This window comes from Citrobacter sp. On2M, from assembly GCF_018035235.1.
GTDB lineage: Bacteria > Pseudomonadota > Gammaproteobacteria > Enterobacterales > Enterobacteriaceae > Citrobacter > Citrobacter meridianamericanus.
Map to the genome: position 1 here is coordinate 958,433 of NZ_WPCV01000004.1, position 14,812 is coordinate 973,244.

Annotated in this window: 16 protein-coding genes; 8 read left to right on the forward strand and 8 right to left on the reverse strand. The window is 48.5% G+C overall.

The genetic code is table 11. The features are described 5' to 3' along the window. Window position 1: 1 nt before the first annotated feature. Window positions 2-307, reverse strand: a complete 306-nt coding sequence (locus On2M_RS14975; protein ID WP_210905055.1) for a DUF1161 domain-containing protein — start codon at window positions 305-307, stop codon at window positions 2-4. A gap of 105 nt (window positions 308-412) precedes the next feature. On the opposite strand from On2M_RS14975, the gene On2M_RS14980 reads away from it, so the two are divergent. Beyond that, window positions 413-1,123, forward strand: a complete 711-nt coding sequence (locus tag On2M_RS14980; RefSeq protein ID WP_151219150.1) for a YnfC family lipoprotein — start codon at window positions 413-415, stop codon at window positions 1,121-1,123. A 7-nt stretch (window positions 1,124-1,130) separates the two neighbouring features. Here the strand turns inward: On2M_RS14980 and speG are convergent, their stop codons facing one another. Both speG and On2M_RS14990 read right to left on the reverse strand, forming a co-directional pair. Beyond that, on the reverse strand, window positions 1,131-1,691 hold the full coding sequence (speG, locus tag On2M_RS14985) for a spermidine N1-acetyltransferase (protein WP_151219151.1): 561 nt from the start codon (window positions 1,689-1,691) through the stop codon (window positions 1,131-1,133). Between the two features lie 35 nt (window positions 1,692-1,726). Next, complete coding sequence (locus On2M_RS14990) at window positions 1,727-2,068, reverse strand: DUF1283 family protein (protein WP_151219152.1); 342 nt, start codon at window positions 2,066-2,068, stop codon at window positions 1,727-1,729. A gap of 153 nt (window positions 2,069-2,221) precedes the next feature. Between On2M_RS14990 and On2M_RS14995 the strand changes: the two genes are divergently transcribed. The 5 genes from On2M_RS14995 to On2M_RS15015 all read left to right on the forward strand — a co-directional run bounded on the left by On2M_RS14995 (window position 2,222) and on the right by On2M_RS15015 (window position 7,968). Beyond that, window positions 2,222-2,548 (forward strand): YnfA family protein, encoded by a 327-nt coding sequence (locus tag On2M_RS14995; protein ID WP_151219153.1) that lies wholly within the window; start codon window positions 2,222-2,224, stop codon window positions 2,546-2,548. A 107-nt stretch (window positions 2,549-2,655) separates the two neighbouring features. Next, on the forward strand, window positions 2,656-3,870 hold the full coding sequence (gene rspA, locus On2M_RS15000; protein WP_210905056.1) for a D-mannonate dehydratase ManD: 1,215 nt from the start codon (window positions 2,656-2,658) through the stop codon (window positions 3,868-3,870). Between the two features lie 13 nt (window positions 3,871-3,883). Continuing rightward, window positions 3,884-4,903, forward strand: a complete 1,020-nt coding sequence (locus On2M_RS15005) for a Zn-dependent oxidoreductase (RefSeq protein WP_210905057.1) — start codon at window positions 3,884-3,886, stop codon at window positions 4,901-4,903. Between the two features lie 53 nt (window positions 4,904-4,956). Then, window positions 4,957-6,336, forward strand: coding sequence for an MFS transporter (locus On2M_RS15010; protein WP_210905058.1), 1,380 nt, complete (start codon window positions 4,957-4,959; stop codon window positions 6,334-6,336). 165 nt (window positions 6,337-6,501) lie between these two features. Further along, complete coding sequence (locus On2M_RS15015) at window positions 6,502-7,968, forward strand: fructuronate reductase (RefSeq protein ID WP_151219156.1); 1,467 nt, start codon at window positions 6,502-6,504, stop codon at window positions 7,966-7,968. A gap of 74 nt (window positions 7,969-8,042) precedes the next feature. On the opposite strand, the gene ydfZ is transcribed toward On2M_RS15015, so the two are convergent. From ydfZ to ydfG, 3 genes are all read right to left on the reverse strand, one after another. Next, window positions 8,043-8,246, reverse strand: a complete 204-nt coding sequence (gene ydfZ / locus On2M_RS15020; RefSeq protein WP_003032393.1) for a putative selenium delivery protein YdfZ — start codon at window positions 8,244-8,246, stop codon at window positions 8,043-8,045. Window positions 8,247-8,437: 191 nt separating this feature from the next. Further along, window positions 8,438-9,124, reverse strand: a complete 687-nt coding sequence (locus tag On2M_RS15025; RefSeq protein WP_151219157.1) for a GntR family transcriptional regulator — start codon at window positions 9,122-9,124, stop codon at window positions 8,438-8,440. 86 nt (window positions 9,125-9,210) lie between these two features. Continuing rightward, complete coding sequence (ydfG, locus tag On2M_RS15030) at window positions 9,211-9,957, reverse strand: bifunctional NADP-dependent 3-hydroxy acid dehydrogenase/3-hydroxypropionate dehydrogenase YdfG (RefSeq protein WP_151219158.1); 747 nt, start codon at window positions 9,955-9,957, stop codon at window positions 9,211-9,213. 137 nt (window positions 9,958-10,094) lie between these two features. Between ydfG and dcp the strand changes: the two genes are divergently transcribed. Further along, the gene (dcp, locus tag On2M_RS15035; protein ID WP_210905059.1) at window positions 10,095-12,140 is read left to right on the forward strand and encodes a peptidyl-dipeptidase Dcp; all 2,046 of its coding nucleotides are present in this window, start codon (window positions 10,095-10,097) and stop codon (window positions 12,138-12,140) included. A gap of 351 nt (window positions 12,141-12,491) precedes the next feature. Here dcp and On2M_RS15040 read toward each other — a convergent pair whose 3' ends face one another. Then, entirely contained in the window at window positions 12,492-13,148 is a 657-nt protein-coding gene (locus On2M_RS15040) for a class I SAM-dependent methyltransferase (protein ID WP_151219159.1), read from the reverse strand. Between the two features lie 161 nt (window positions 13,149-13,309). Here On2M_RS15040 and On2M_RS15045 point away from each other — a divergent pair, with 161 nt between their 5' ends. Next, entirely contained in the window at window positions 13,310-14,236 is a 927-nt protein-coding gene (locus tag On2M_RS15045; RefSeq protein ID WP_151219160.1) for a diguanylate cyclase, read from the forward strand. 285 nt (window positions 14,237-14,521) lie between these two features. On the opposite strand, the gene mgtS is transcribed toward On2M_RS15045, so the two are convergent. After that, window positions 14,522-14,617: a protein MgtS gene (gene mgtS / locus On2M_RS15050; RefSeq protein ID WP_151219161.1), complete on the reverse strand. Its 96-nt coding sequence runs from the start codon at window positions 14,615-14,617 to the stop codon at window positions 14,522-14,524. Between the last annotated feature and the right edge of the window lie 195 nt (window positions 14,618-14,812).

Here is a 14,812-nt window from a genome sequence, read left to right on the forward strand (position 1 = left end):
TTTATTGCGGTTCGGCGGCGTGTCCGTCTTGCGAAGATGTGCTATTCGCGGGGGCGTTGCCACTGTTAGTCCGGGTGTAGAGAATTTTGTGCGTATCGTTTGCACAATGTCCGACTACCAGTGAGTCAGGCTGATCTGCCTGATCGTTGGGGACAATATTCAGCGTGAAGCTGGATTCAGCCACACCATTATTGATGATACGCTGTTCGATATCGCTTTTTACGCGTTCACATGACGCCGGGGCAGCCAGAACCTGCGGGGAAGCGACTATCAATATGATCGCGGCAATTCCTGGTATGTTTTTCATCATCAGCTCCTTTATGATCAACTTAAACTAAGATTAGCATTTCTGGTGTAAATAACTGTATTTGCTAATATGATTGAGAATTATCTTCTTATCCCGGTGAAAAATGTGAAGAAACAGACCTTGTTAGGTTTCCTGTGCCTCTTGCTGGTTGGATGTGATAACGCCAAAGGGCTGATTTCCTTTACGCCGGAAATGGCCAGTTTTTCAAATGAATTTGATTTCGACCCGCTGCGCGGACCGGTGAAAGATTTCAGCCAGACGTTGCTCAATGACAAAGGTGAGGTTACTAAACGCGTTGTTGGTACGCTCTCACAGGAAGGGTGCTTCGATACGCTTGAATTGCACGATATTGAAAATAATAGCGGCATGGCGCTGGTCCTGGATGCTAACTATTACCGGGATGCCGAAACGCTGGAAAAAAGGATCCGCTTACAGGGTAAATGTCAGTTGGCAGAGCTGCCTGCTGCGGGTGTGGTTTGGGATACCGATGATAACGGTTTTGTCGTTTCCGCTACGGGCAAAGAGATGAAAGTGCAATATCGCTATGATGCGGAAGGCTACCCGCTGGGTAAAACAACCGTCAATAACGATAACACCTTGCAAGTTGATGCCAAACCCTCGGTTGATCCGTTGAAGAAGCTGGATTACACCGCGGTGAGTCTGCTTAACAATCGTCCTGTAGGCAACGTCAAACAAACGTGCAAGTACGATGACTATGCTAATCCGGTCAACTGCCAGCTTGTTATCGTTGACGAGAGCGTGAAGCCGGCAGTTGAACACCATTACTCAATTGAAAACACCATCGAGTACTATTAGTCAGTCTTTACTGAGCGGTAGGTTGCAGCAAATTAGGACCTGACGTTTTATGTTCTGCCAGATACTGCTGCTGGAAGATACACATGCGGATAGTGTTGCGGTATTGTCCGTTGATAAAGAATTCATGAATTAGTTCGCCTTCGACCATAAAGCCGAGTTTACGGTAGATGTGGATAGCTTTTTCGTTCTCTTTATCAACGATCAGATACAGCTTATACAAATTGAGTACGGTAAAGCCGTAATCCATCGCCAGTTTAGCCGCACGCGTTGCCAGACCTTTACCCTGATAATCAGGGGAGATAATGATCTGGAATTCCGCCCGGCGGTGCACATGGTTAATTTCAACCAGTTCTACCAGCCCGGCTTTTTCACCGTTGCATTCCACAACAAAGCGACGTTCGCTTTGGTCGTGGATATGCTTGTCATAAAGATCTGACAGCTCAACAAACGCTTCGTAAGGTTCTTCAAACCAGTAACGCATTACGCTGGCGTTGTTATCAAGCTGATGGACGAATCGTAAATCTTCACGCTCCAGCGGGCGCAACTTAACACTGAGGGCGCTAGTCATATCGTATCCTTTCAATATCCTTCAAAGTGCAATGTTTATGGGGCAACGGTGCGGCCTGTGCGGCGGTCAAGGCAGCGCAGGGTGTTGGGTTCCCAGTACGCATTAATATTAGCGCTCTGTTCGCACTTATCACGGCTATCGAAGGCGGCGTCGGTTTTGTCCCACTCTTTCTCTACACGTTTATTGACTTTCTGGCGTAGCTGACGCGTATCGTTCCATTGTTCCTTTTCCATTGCAGCCTGTTGACGACTCTGCGCACTGTCCCCGGACTCAATGACCAGTTTACTGGTTTCAGCAAATGCGGAAGAGGTGTACACAGCCGCCGCCAGCGTCAGCATAGCCGTCAGGCACAGGCGTTTGGTCAGTGTAATATTCATGGCGAATTCCTTTTATGGGAAAGGGGATAAATCGTAAAACAGGGTTAAATTCTACACTATTACGTTTCGTGGGCATACCCACTCAGCGGATATGGATACGCTGATGATATTCTGTCGTATCATGGTTAAACCGAAGGTAACTGAATAACATCAATGCTTAAGACCACATTGCTTTTCTTCGTCACCGCACTATGCGAAATCATTGGCTGCTTTTTACCCTGGCTCTGGCTTAAGCGAGGGGCTACGGCCTGGCTGCTGATCCCCGCAGGGGGGGCACTGGCATTATTCGTCTGGTTTCTGACGCTGCACCCGGCAGCAAGCGGGCGTGTCTATGCAGCCTATGGCGGGGTTTACGTGGTAACCGCGCTGCTATGGCTACGCATCGTCGACGGCGTAAAACTCAGCCTGTACGACTGGTCGGGGGCGCTTGTGGCGTTGTGCGGCATGCTGATCATTGTGGCTGGATGGGGGCGCGCATAGCGCCTTTTTTGTGATCAAGAAGCGTTTTTTTGATCATTATACTTGTATGGTAGTAGTTCAGTTGGGTAAATTTCCTGCATCTCAAGAACAGATGTAAGGAACAAGAAATGAAGATTGTCGGGGCTGAAGTTTTTGTCACCTGTCCGGGGCGTAATTTCGTGACGTTGAAAATTACGACAGAAGATGGGATCACCGGGCTGGGTGATGCCACATTAAACGGACGCGAGTTATCCGTAGCGTCCTACCTGAAAGATCATGTGTGCCCGCAGTTGATTGGTCGCGACGCGCATCGAATTGAGGACATCTGGCAGTTTTTCTACAAAGGCGCGTACTGGCGTCGTGGTCCAGTCACCATGTCGGCGATTTCCGCAGTGGATATGGCATTGTGGGATATCAAAGCGAAAGCGGCCAATATGCCGTTGTACCAGCTACTCGGCGGCGCGTCGCGTGAAGGGGTCATGGTTTATTGTCACACCACAGGCCATACCGTCGACGACGTACTGGAAGATTATGCGCGTCATAAAGAGATGGGCTTTAAAGCGATTCGTGTGCAGTGCGGCGTACCTGGCATGAAAACCACTTACGGGATGTCGAAAGGTAAAGGACTGGCCTATGAACCCGCGACCAAAGGGCAATGGCCGGAAGAACAGTTATGGTCAACGGAGAAATATCTCGATTTCACGCCAAAACTGTTTGAAGCGGTGCGCGATAAATTCGGCTTCAACGAACATCTTCTGCACGACATGCATCACCGTCTGACGCCAATTGAAGCGGCCCGTTTTGGCAAAAGCATTGAGCAGTATCGTTTGTTTTGGATGGAAGATCCAACCCCAGCTGAAAACCAGGAGTGCTTCCGCCTGATCCGCCAGCATACGGTCACGCCGATTGCGGTCGGGGAAGTGTTTAATAGCATCTGGGACTGCAAACAGCTTATCGAAGAACAATTGATCGACTACATCCGCACCACCATCACCCATGCGGGGGGGATCACCGGTATGCGTCGGATTGCCGATTTTGCTTCGCTGTATCAGGTTCGCACAGGCTCGCATGGACCTTCCGATCTTTCACCCGTGTGCATGGCCGCCGCGTTGCACTTTGATCTGTGGGTGCCTAACTTCGGTGTACAGGAATATATGGGGTATTCGGAACAGATGCTGGAAGTGTTCCCGCATAACTGGACCTTTGATAACGGCTACATGCATCCGGGAGACAAACCGGGACTTGGGATCGAGTTTGACGAAAAACTGGCGGCGAAATATCCGTATGACCCTGCATATTTGCCTGTAGCCCGCCTGGAAGATGGCACGCTGTGGAACTGGTAAGGAGTGATTTGCGATGAAAAGTATTGTGATTGAAAAACCGAATACGCTGAATATTGCTGAGCGAACTATACCTGAACCCTCAGCAGGCGAAGTCCGGGTAAAGGTAAAACTGGCGGGAATTTGTGGTTCCGATAGCCATATTTATCGCGGACACAATCCCTTTGCACAATACCCGCGCGTGATTGGCCACGAGTTTTTTGGTGTGATTGATGCGGTAGGCGACGGTGTTGAGCGTTCGCGAATGGGTGAGCGGGTATCCGTTGATCCGGTCATCAGTTGTGGACATTGTTATCCCTGTTCGGTTGGTAAACCTAACGTTTGCACATCGCTGGTGGTGCTGGGCGTTCATCGAGATGGTGGTTTCAGCGAGTACGCTGTCGTGCCGGCGAAAAATGCCTGGACCATCCCCGATATCGTGTCCGATGAGCATGCCGTTATGGTTGAACCTTTTACCATTGCCGCAAATGTAACCGGGCAAATCAATCCGACAGAAAACGATACGGCTCTGATTTATGGCGCAGGCCCTATGGGGCTGACTACCGTACAGGCGCTTAAACGTGTCTATAACGTTAAAACCGTAGTGATCGCCGACAGAATCGATGAGCGCCTGAGCATGGCGAAGCAGTGCGGTGCAGACTGGGCAGTCAATAATAGTCAGCAATCGTTGCAAGATTTCCTCGCAGTAAAAGGGCTAAAACCGACCATCATCGTGGATGCCGCTTGTCATCCATCCATTTTACAGGAGGCTATAACGCTGGCATCGCCTGCCGCGCGGATTGTTTTAATGGGATTCTCCAGCGATCCTTGTCAGATTGTTCAACAAGGCATTACCGGGAAAGAACTTTCAATCTATTCCTCAAGATTAAATGCAAACAAATTTCCGGTTGTTATTGATTGGTTGGTCAATGAACTCATCGATCCTAATCAACTTATTACCCATACTTTTGACTATCACCACGTTACCGACGCAATTGAATTGTTTGAGAAAGATCAGCAGCACTGCTGCAAAGTTTTACTCACATTCACTGAATAATATAAATAACTGCGAGTAAGTGGTACGCATCTTACCTCTTAGAGATAGCCAATATGAATCAAGAAAAACACGAAAGATCAACGAAGGACCTGGTCAGAGCAGCCGTATCCGGATGGTTGGGCACTGCGCTCGAATTTATGGATTTCCAGTTATATTCTTTGGGGGCCGCGCTGGTATTCCATGAGATATTTTTCCCGGAACAGTCTGCAGCGATGGCGCTCATTTTAGCAATGGGTACCTACGGCGCGGGATATATTGCTCGTATCATTGGAGCATTTATATTTGGCAAAATGGGCGACAGCATTGGACGTAAAAAGGTGCTGTTTATTACCATCACTATGATGGGTATCTGTACAACATTAATAGGTGTACTGCCAACGTATGCGCAAATCGGTATCTTTGCGCCCGTATTACTGGTGACACTGCGTATTATACAAGGATTGGGTGCGGGAGCTGAAATCTCGGGTGCAGGTACTATGCTTGCCGAGTATGCACCAAAAGGCAAACGCGGCATCATTTCTTCACTTGTTGCCATGGGAACCAACTGTGGCACGCTGAGTGCAACGGCCATCTGGGCAGTGATGTTCTTCGCTCTCGACCGGGAAGAACTGTTAGCCTGGGGTTGGCGAATTCCATTCCTGGCAAGTGTCGTGGTGATGATTTTTGCCATCTGGTTACGTATGAACCTCAAAGAAAGCCCGGTATTTGAGAAAGTTAACGACGAGGAAAATTTACCAGCATTAAATAATTCGCCGGAAAACACGCTGGGGGCGATGTTTACCAGTAAATCTTTTTGGCTGGCAACTGGTTTACGCTTTGGGCAGGCGGGCAACTCTGGGTTAATCCAAACCTTCCTTGCCGGTTATTTAGTTCAGACGTTGTTATTTGATAAATCAATACCTACCGATGCGTTAATGATTAGTTCGATACTTGGATTTATTACCATACCGCTACTCGGTTGGCTTTCTGATAAGTTTGGCCGTCGCTTGCCTTATATTATCCTGAATATTTCTGCAATTCTTTTGGCTTACCCGATGCTGTCAATCGTCGTGGATAAAACATATAGTCCTGGCATTATTATGACGGCACTGATTGTTATTCATAACTTTGCCGTATTGGGATTATTTGCGCTAGAAAATATTACCATGGCTGAAATGTTCGGTGCGCGTAACCGATTCACTCGCATGGCAATCTCAAAAGAGGCGGGCGGGTTGGTTGCCGTTGGTTTCGGTCCGGTGCTGGCCGGTATTTTCTGCAACATGACCAATTCCTGGTGGCCAATTCTGGTGATGGTTATTGCCTACTCACTGATAGGTCTTATTTCCGCGTTGTTGATGCCAGAAGTGAAAGACCGCGATCTTAGTGTGCTAGAGGATGCAGCAGAGGTGGGTCAGTCGAATAAAGTTCGTTGCTCGGCGACTCAGACAAGCTGATGTTAAATAACGGCATGGACGGAGGTGCTCGTGCTCCGTTCATCCTGGTATATATCTTCTAATGATGTCATACCAATCAAGAAAAGCTTAATGCAAGTCAAAACATACAACCCTACAGGCGTTACTCTGAAACAATCCTGAGTTCATAAATAAATAGGCCATACCATGCAAAACAAGCTCCTGGCAGCGAAGGCTGCGCTTCCCGACTACGATCGTACAAAACTGGTTCCGCGTATTGTTCATCTGGGATTTGGCGCGTTTCATCGCGCACATCAGGGTGTTTACGCTGACATTCTGGCTGCAGATCACGACAGTGACTGGGGCTATTGTGAAGTGAACCTGATTGGCGGTGAGCAGCAAATTGCCGATCTGAAACAGCAAGATAACCTGTATACCGTTGCGGAAATGTCAGCGGATGCCTGGACTGCAAGAGTCGTGGGCGTGGTGAAAAAAGCGCTGCATGCACAGGTTGATGGTCTGGAAAGCGTACTGGCTGCGATGTGTGAACCGCAGGTCGCGATCGTTTCCCTGACCATAACGGAGAAAGGATACTGCCATTCTCCGGCGACCGGTCAACTGATGTTCGACAATCCAATGATTGCCGCCGATCTGCAAAACCCAAAACAGCCAAAAACTGCGCCAGGCGTAGTGGTTGAGGCTTTGGCACGTCGCAAAGCGGCAGGTTTAGGCGCCTTTACCGTGATGTCTTGCGACAACATGCCAGAAAACGGTCACGTAATGCGCAATGTTGTCACAGCGTATGCGAGGGCGGTGAATGAAGAACTGGCGGCGTGGATCGAGCAACATGTGACGTTCCCGTCGACTATGGTTGACCGGATTGTCCCAGCGGTTACCCCAGAAACGCTGGACAAAATTGAACACATCACTGGCGTACGCGACCCGGCAGGCGTGGCATGTGAGCCATTCCGTCAGTGGGTCATCGAAGATAACTTTGTCGCCGGTCGCCCTGAGTGGGAGAAAGCAGGAGCGGAGCTGGTGGCAGATGTCATCCCATTTGAAGAAATGAAGCTGCGCATGCTCAACGGCAGCCACTCTTTTCTGGCTTATCTTGGTTATCTGGGGGGATATCAGCACATTAACGACTGCATGGGCGATGAAAATTATCGTCTTGCCGCTCGCGCGCTAATGTTGCAGGAGCAAGCACCTACGTTAAAAGTTAAAGGTGTGGATCTACAGCACTATGCCGATCTGTTAATTGAGCGCTACAGCAACCCGGCACTGCGTCATCGAACCTGGCAGATCGCTATGGACGGCAGTCAAAAATTGCCTCAGCGTATGCTTGATTCCGTTCGTTGGCACATTGTAAACGGCAGTCACTTTGATCTACTGGCGCTGGGTGTGGCTGGCTGGATGCGCTACGTCGGCGGTGTTGATGAGCAGGGCCAGGCGATTGAAATTAGCGATCCGTTGTTGCCAGTGATCCAGAATGCGGTGCGTAGTAGTAACGAGGGCGAAGATCGTGTTCGGGCGCTGCTGGCGATCGATGCTATTTTTGGTCGTGAACTGCCGCAGGTCGAATTATTCAAAAACAAGGTTACACAAGCATATCTTGCTTTAGTGGCTGAAGGGGCAAAGACAACAGTTGCGAAGTATGTTGCAAAACTGAAGTAACGAAAAGCATCGATTTAGCTCGCCATCTGGCTGTAAACGGGCCAGATGGCGCATTGTTTTGGCATTCACACCAATTAGTTCATGCCCAAACGAATCAGTTCGAGGGGGGCATATTTACCTTCACACCCTTCGATTTCCACTGTTTTACCGCGACGAATTTGCTCAGCGGTCAGGCCATCGGTATCTATCGCTGTAATGCGGCCTGTGAGTCCGGTGTCGCTAATCATGACGCGGCTGCCAGTGGTGATTGCGTTACGGTTACGATCGTATGTTTTCATGGTGTTTTCTCCTTTCCAACTTACCGTCAAAGCCCGTGGGCTTTTAGTCCCACGTAACGGGCGCAATATAAATACGCTTCTCGTTAATGATTTTTTTTGTTTTCGATCAAAATCACAGCTTTTTTTATGCAGATGTGCAGGAGAGTGGGGGATGCAGAATAAACTCACCTCTGCGCGAGGTGAGCGTAATATTAATCTTCGCTGAACCAGTCGCTATTTTCCTGACGAATAAGCTGAACGGACTCACCTATTTCCTGAAGATGCAGCATCATTGCGCGCTCAACGGCATCGCCATCATGCTTCTCAAGTGCGGCAAAGATGTCGTGATGCTGGCGCAGCAGCATTTCTGGCGGAGAGATATGATCCAGACTCATATAGCGAACGCGGTCAATCGTGGCCTTTATATTTTCGACGGTATCCCAGGCGAGCTGACACTCGGCGATTAAAGCCAGTTTCTGATGAAATTCGTCATCGAGCTGAAAGAAATCATTAATTTGTTTTCGGTCAATCGCAATACGTTGCTGATGCAGATTCTGTTCGAGCTGATAGCTCTGTTTATCGGTGATCAATGCTGCGGCGCGGCGAACTACGGCACATTCAATTGCCTGGCGTACAAAACAGCCATTTTGTACTTGCGACAGCGAAATTTTGTTCACGTAACTGCCACGCTGCGGGCGAATTTGAATCAGGCCGTTTTCTGCCAGTTTGATGAATGCTTCTCGTACCGGCTGGCGGGACACATTAAAGCGTACGGAAACCTCTTTCTCCGACAACGGTGTACCGGGTGCAATCAGACAGTGCACGATATCGCGACGAAGAATACGGTAGATCTGTTGATTTACCGGCTGTGTAGGGTTGAGCTGCGTTTCTTCGGTCATTCATTATTACTTTTTAGAGAGTTAACCCAGAGATCTTATCACTTATTTCAGGCTATCTATACCCGGCACAAGGCCGGGCAGTGAAATTAGCTCCGATGAATACTCAGTCCTGCAAATGACTGTGTGACAGGCATCATTTCAAGGGTGTTAATGTTGACATGAGCAGGTAAGGACGCCACCCACCATACCGCTTCTGTGACATCTTGCGGGGTCAGCGCGGTCGTATTTTCGTAAGCTTTTTCAGCTTTGGCGTCATCGCCTTTGAAACGCACATTCGAGAATTCCGTACCGCCAACCAGGCCTGGCTCAATGTCGGTAACGCGAATCGCGGTGCCGTGTAAGTCAGTACGTAAATTCAGGCTAAACTGGCGAACAAACGCTTTGGTCGCGCCGTACACGTTACCACCAGCGTATGGCCAACTGCCCGCGGTAGAACCGATATTGATAATGTGACCGCGGTTACGCTCAACCATGCCTGGCAAAACGGCACGGGTCATATAAACCAGACCTTTATTATTGGTGTCGATCATATTTTCCCAGTCTTCAATGCTGGCCTTATGGGCTGGCTCAAGACCCAGCGCCAGACCCGCGTTGTTGACCAGTACATCAATATTGCGCCACTCAGCAGGTAGGGCGTCGAGCATCCCTTCTATTGATGCACGATTACGTACGTCCAGCTGTGCGGTATAGAGGCGGTCACCCAGCTCGTCTTTGAGCTCCTGCAGGCGCTCCTGGCGGCGTCCGGTGGCAATAACTTTATGCCCATTCTCAATAAAACGACGCGTAATGCACTCACCAAAACCTGCCGTTGCTCCGGTTACTAAAACGATCATCTCACTGTTCCTCAACGCTTTTTATGTAGCACTACCATAGCACGTCATTTCCGTTCAGAGCTATTCCTGCTTAACGCGATTGCGGTAGATTACAGGGAAGTCTACTCTGGTAAACAAATCGTTTTCAGGAGTGAAAGATGTCGTTAACGAATCCTTTTTTACACCACAGCACATTGCCGTATCAGGCACCGCAATTTGATCTGATAGACGTGCAGCATTATCGTCCTGCTTTCGAGGAAGGCGTGCGGCAAAAACGCGCAGAGATCGAAGTGATTGTGCAAAACCCACAGATCCCTGATTTTGCAAATACTTTGCTGGCACTTGAACAAAGCGGCGCGCTGCTCACACGCGTGACCAACGTTTTCTTCGCGATGACGGCGGCTCACACTAATGATGAAATACAGCGCCTCGACGAAATGTTTTCCGCAGAGCTTGCCGCGCTGGCCAATGACATTTACCTCAATGACGCGCTTTTTGCGCGCGTCGAAGCCGTATGGCAACGGCGCAGTACGTCAGGTCTGGATAGCGAGTCATTACGCCTGTTGGAGGTCGTCCACCAGCGTTTTGTACTGGCTGGTGCCCGTCTGAATGAGGCGGATAAAGCCAGCCTGAAAGCGCTCAACACGGAATCCGCCACCCTGACCAGTCAGTTTAATCAACGGCTGTTGGCAGCGAACAAGTCCGGTGCTTTGGTGGTGGACGATGTCCGGCATCTGGACGGGTTCAGCGCTGACGAAATTACCGTTGCCGCCGAAGCAGCAAGGGAAAAAGGGCTTGAAGCGCATTGGGTTATTCCGCTCCTAAACACGACTCAGCAACCGGCGCTTGCGATGTTACGCGATCGCCAGACCCGTGAAAACCTGTTCACCCGCGCATGGACACGGGCCGAAAATAATGACGCCAACGACACGCGGGCGATCATTCAGCGGCTGGTTGATATTCGGATGCAGCAGGCAAAACTCCTCGGTTTTGCCAATTACGCCGCCTGGAAAATTGCCGATCAAATGGCAAAAACGCCGGAAGCGGCACTAAATTTCATGCGGGCGATTGTTCCTGCCGCGCGAGCGCGGGCGTTGGATGAGCAGGCTGAAATCCAGAAGGTTATCTCTAAAGAAAACGGGCAATTTAGCCCAGAGGCCTGGGACTGGTCATTCTATGCCGAACAGGTCCGCCGTGAGAAATATGCGCTTGATGAGCTGCAGCTCAAACCTTATTTTGCTCTGGATACGGTGCTGAACGAGGGGGTTTTCTGGACGGCTAATCAACTGTTTGGCATCAAGTTTATCGAGCGTTTCGACATTCCGGTTTATCACCCCGATGTACGGGTATGGGAAATATTCGATCATGATGGCGTAGGACTGGCGTTATTTTATGGTGATTTCTTTGCCCGGGAATCAAAAAGCGGCGGTGCCTGGATGGGCAATTTTGTTGAGCAATCGCGGCTAAACGAAACCAGACCGGTGATTTACAACGTCTGCAACTATCAGAAACCCGCTCAGGGCCAACCCGCCTTGCTGCTGTGGGATGATGTTATTACGTTATTTCATGAGTTTGGACATACGTTGCACGGCCTTTTCGCCACTCAGCGTTATGCCACGCTCTCAGGGACTAACACTCCGCGTGATTTTGTCGAGTTTCCATCGCAGATTAACGAACACTGGGCGAGTCATCCGCAGGTCTTTGCCCGTTTTGCGCGTCATGTTGATACCGGGGAGCAAATGCCACCGGTATTACGGGATAAAATGCAACAGGCCAGCTTGTTTAACAAAGGTTACGACATGACTGAACTGCTCAGCGCCGCATTGCTGGATATGCGCTGGCACTCCCTGGATGTGAGTGACTCATCTCGCTCGGTCGATCAATTTGAACAGCAGGCACTGGCGGCGGAAGATTTGGACCTTAAAGCCGTGCCACCGCGTTATCGCAGCAGTTACTTTGCCCATATCTTCGGCGGGGGTTATGCCGCAGGTTATTACGCCTATTTGTGGACGCAAATGCTGGCCGATGACGGCTATCAGTGGTTTGTGGAGCAGGGCGGATTAACGCGTGAAAATGGGCAGAAATTCCGCGAAGCGATTTTATCTTGCGGGAACAGTAGTGATTTAGCTGAGCTTTATCGCCAGTGGAGCGGGCGCGACCCACGAATGGCTCCAATGCTGGAACATCGTGGTTTGAGCGCGTAGGATTTGTTCAGATAGTGAGAGTAACCGGGTGTAATGCCCGGTTTTTGCGTATTTAAATATCTGATTCTGAAAAGCCATCAGCGAACGTTGTCTGGCGTCATGAATAATTTTATCTTCCCAATGGTGGTGAATCCCCCTGAGCGGTGGGGCGTCCAGCCATACCTCCTTTGCCTGGTATGCAACGCGAAACTAACCGGCTGGGGCTGTTTCACCGGGAGGCACCCGGCACCACAGGTATAATAAATGTTATCAACATTATCCACCCCATTAGCCTGTCATGAATGACAGGCTTTTTTTATTGTCTTTCCCTAATGGTAATGCTCCAGGCTGTCAGTTAATAATGTCAGGGCGCTATTTTTTACCTGATGCTGAAAATATCGCTACAGTACCGGTTACTTGCGTATTAACATGTTCAAAATGCGCTGACAGAATCTGTTTCAGTCCCTCTTCAGAATCATTAGCGTTTGAGAAAATACCTTTCTTATTGTAGATGCTCATGAGTTTATTTCCGAAAGTGTTGTGTATAACACCATCGCCAAGAATAGTTGCGCCATACAGCGTACCCGTGTCTGTTAAAGCCCGTGCGGCATTTGCTATCACACTGGCTTTCGCTGATATATTGCCAGGCAAGCAGTGCAGGAGATAAAACATGGAAATGGAATCGAACTCATTGTGCAAATCCGTAGGGTAAGATTCGAACACGTCATGCTTAATTTTGCGCTGAATTTTCGCTTCCCCGATTCTTGATGCAGCAGCGTCCAGACTGGCTTCATTCAAATCCATTAGCGATATTACACAGCCGTCAGGAGCGTGATAGGGGTAAAATCCGGTTCCAACGCCAATATCCAGATGTGTTTTACTCATATGCTGGAGAAAATGGGGAAGAAGGTGTTCCCTGGTCGGACACTTCCAGGCATATTGATTTGATACTCCTAGCACCCACCAGTCATAAAGTTTTAGCGTCATTGGTGTGTAAATTTTAGCGCCATCGTCAGTCATTTTATTCATTAGTTTCTATCTGTTATTGTTTTGGCTGGGAATTAAATCAATAATCGCGATAAATGGCAAGTGCTATGACACCATTGATTTCTATAACTAAATTTACATAAATTTTCTTTTTTATGGTTAAAATCCCGGTTCAAAGTGTTCATTCAGGGAAGGAAACCGTGATGATGAAAAACACAGCGGAAATAGATGCAATCATAAATGAGTTGAACAACTCAATTGATGCCCACTACAAATGGCTGGTAAAAATGTTCCGCTGCGCTGTGTCCTCAGATGTTACTCATCCCGATATTACGGGTGACAACGCTCATTTTGTTTGTCGATTTGGAAAATGGATAAATGATCAATCGCTGAACAATGAGGATGATAGTAGTTATGTGAGCAAGATTTATTCTGTTCATGAAAAAATGCATGTAATAGGAAAGGAGTTGCTATTGGCAATAGTGGAGAATCGTAGCCATACATGGCATTTCGACAGCTTCCAGGACGCGCTATTGGCATTTACGTCTGCTGTAATGGACTACAAGATATATTTATTGAACATCCGCAGTAATATCGATGTATTAACGGGTTTACCCGGGAGAAGAATGCTTGATGAGTCATTTGATCAACAACTACTCGACGCCGAACCGCTAAATCTTTATATATTGTTATTGGATATCGACCGTTTTAAACACGTTAATGATACTTATGGTCACCTGGTGGGGGATGTAGTGTTGCGTGCTATGGCCTCAAATTTGTTGGCATGGACGCGATATGACGAGGTAGCGTACCGCTACGGCGGTGAAGAGTTTATCATCATCATCCGGACTAAAACTGACGAACAGGTCTGCCTGGCGGGATTGCGGCTTTGTCAGCTTATTGGCCAGAAAAAAATACCCTATGCTGATGGCGAAATTGGTATAACGGTAACGGCTGGAATAACCCGGGTTCAACAGGGTGAAACGCTGGATACCGCACTGGATCGCGCTGACAGAGCGATGTATCAAGGGAAGCAGAACGGCAGGAATCGCTGTATGTTTATGGATGAATACGAGCGGATCACTCAGGTTGACACTAATCGTGTGATCTCATACCCCCTTAGCGCATGAGATTTGCGAACACCGTTTCGAAGTAGTTACGTTTCGTTTAGCTTTCATTGGGGTTGCCAGTGATAGGTTAGCTGACTATCCGTTATCTTCGCAGGGAATTGCCAGATAGCGTATAAAAGCAAAACACAAATCTATCCATGCAAGCATTTACCGCTGGTTTAACCGGCGGTTTTTTTTATCTGCTAATCAGGGACAAGATGCGGAAGGGCGATGCAGGTAAAAAAAATGGCCCCTTGTGCAGCTACGCAACAAGGGGCCGGGTCGGTTCAGGACTATCTCCGTTCATCAATCATCCCATCTGTGGCTAAGATACGCGGCCAGGAAACCGGAAAATAAAATAATTCCCAGAACAGCCATAAAAATATTCATATTACCCAGCATAGTAAATGCTCCTTTATCTGTGAGTTTCCTCTCTTACCTTAAGTTCACCTCGCTTATGACTATAGTAGCAATTCAATCTTAAACAAAGGCTGAACTGTCTGAATATTTCGGCTAAAAAGTAAAGTTTTGACGCGATAACGTCGGGAAAAATAAATAATAGTGACGAGGATCGTTTATCTGCGCACAAATAGCCCT